This is a genomic window from Acinetobacter sp. NPDC052428, from assembly GCF_044547685.1.
Classification (GTDB): domain Bacteria; phylum Pseudomonadota; class Gammaproteobacteria; order Pseudomonadales; family Moraxellaceae; genus Acinetobacter; species Acinetobacter lwoffii_G.
In genome coordinates this window covers 1635-3617 of sequence record NZ_JBIUAT010000065.1, presented here as the reverse complement: position 1 = coordinate 3617, position 1983 = coordinate 1635, and the positions used below count along the sequence as shown (strand labels likewise).

Below are 1983 nucleotides of genomic sequence, written 5' to 3'. Positions count from 1 at the left end.
CGGTTGACTATGCTGTTGTCGGTATTCGCAGCGGTCTTCCGCTGTACCATCCGTCTTTTTTCTTAATTCTGCTTCTATCGCATATAATTTCTGAATCAGCACTAATGCCTGTTCAGCGACCTGACTTTTCTTGGTCACATGTAGTTCATGGAATTTACGACGTGCATGTGCCATGCAGCCCACCTCAATGACCTGACCTGATCTAAAGCGTGCTTTATAACCACTGTAATCATCACAGACCAAATGACCCTGCCAGCCTTTCAGGAAGTCTTCAGCATGCTGGCCAGAACGGCTATCTTGAAAGTCATAGATCACTGCCTGAACTGGATTGTACTGTGTGCTGGCATAGGCCCAGACATAACCTTTTTTGGGCTTTTTCTCATTTTCACCCATCTGCATGACCGTCACCGGTGTTTCATCTGCATGGATCACCTGCTGTTGCAGTACCACCTGTTTTAAGGCATTGGCCAGAGGTTCCAGTTCCACCCCACAGCGGCCAATCCAGTCAGATAACGTTGATCTAGACAGATCAACACCTGCGCGTAGAAAGATTTGACGTTGACGGTACAAAGGCAAATGATCGGCATACTTTGACACCAGCACATGGCTAAGCAATTCAGGTGAAGCAATGCCTTTATCAATCACATAGGCTGGCATCGCTTGCTGAGTCAGAGTGTCACACTGATCACAGACCCATTTACCACGCACATGCTGTTCCTTATAGAACTGTGCCGGTCTGAAATTCAGTTTTTCACTGACATCTTCACCGATACGACGCAAGGTACAGCCACAACTGCATTGTGTTGATTCAGGTTCATGCTCAATACGGAGGGTGTGTAGATGATCTGGCAACAGCCGACGTTTAGGTTTGTTGACTGGGGCTTTCTGTGCAGCTGCATTGGTTTTATCTGCATTCAGTCGTTCCAGTTCCAGATCAACCGCTGCAATATCTTCTTCAACCGCTTCATCCCAGAGATGGATTTGTTTTGCGGTTAGATGTTCGTTTTTACTGCCGAATTTATGCTGTTTAAATAGTGCAAGCTCATGCTCGTATTTTTGATTGAGAATAGAAAGATGTTGAACTTTAGAATCTAATTGCTGATTGGTGACTTCAAGATGTTGAACTCTGGCATCTAATTGCTGATTTGATTGTTCCAGTTGTTGTTTAGATTGTGCCAGAGACTGATGCTGCATCGCCAACTGTCTGGTAAATTCCAGCAGTTGTTCATGGGTCAGTTGGCTTAAATCAGGCAGCGTATTCATGACCGCAGTATGCCTGAGGTCATGATGCAGAGGAAATAGAACGTTTGGAGAATAGCAGAATGGATGAGCCTGGTTTAGAGCATTGTTACCACTTGCTGCAGTCCGATTCTTTGCCAGGGCAAACCCTGGATCAGTGCCTGTAACTGCTCCGGGCTGATCGCCATACTTTCACCCTGGTGAACTTTAGCCCAGTGGAATTTCCCCTGTTCCAGCCGCCGGGCACACAGCCAGATACCCAGTCCATCATGCACCAGCACTTTCATACGATGGCCACGCTTATTACAGAACAGGTAAGCGCAATGCGGTTTGATGTAGCCAAAGGCTCTCAGCACCTGAGCCATGGCTGTATCCATCCCTGCACGCATGTCCATCGGCTGGGTAGACAACCAGATCTCATCAATACGAATCATTGAGTCAAACCCTGGATCAGCAACAGTAATTCAGTTACTGACTCCACCGGCCAGTCGATCTCGATCATCTGATCCCTTGCGGAACTTGGTGCCTCATGTAATGGAATCCTGATATGAGCGACAGCTTTCTTCTCTGGCACAGGTGGTAGAGGTGCTTCTTGTTTGACTGGAGTCGGGTGAAGAATGACCGGAAGAAAGTCAGTCTGTGGAATGGATGGGGTTTTTAATGCAGGGGGCATTGATCTGGACTGACGAATCCATTTATGTAGCAGATTGGCATTGATCTGATGTTGCATTGCTACCTTGGCCG

3 protein-coding genes are annotated in these 1983 nt (G+C 47.2%); all 3 read right to left on the bottom strand.

The features are described from left to right. The coding region (locus tag ACIG3F_RS15965; RefSeq protein WP_396470528.1) for an IS66-like element ISAba17 family transposase at positions 1-1263 on the bottom strand (1263 nt) is incomplete at its 3' end. 74 nt (positions 1264-1337) lie between these two features. Further along, a complete protein-coding gene (tnpB, locus tag ACIG3F_RS15960) occupies positions 1338-1673 on the bottom strand; it encodes an IS66 family insertion sequence element accessory protein TnpB (RefSeq protein ID WP_000618090.1) in 336 nt (111 codons plus the stop codon). Next, positions 1670-1983: IS66 family insertion sequence element accessory protein TnpB (locus ACIG3F_RS15955; RefSeq protein ID WP_396470527.1), on the bottom strand; the 314-nt coding region annotated here is incomplete at its 5' end. The genes tnpB and ACIG3F_RS15955, both read right to left, overlap by 4 nt.

Excerpts from the sequence above, each read along its gene's own strand:
- tnpB (WP_000618090.1), bottom strand. The coding sequence starts at position 1,673 with ATGATTCGTATTGATGAGATCTGGTTGTCTACCCAGCCGATGGACATG.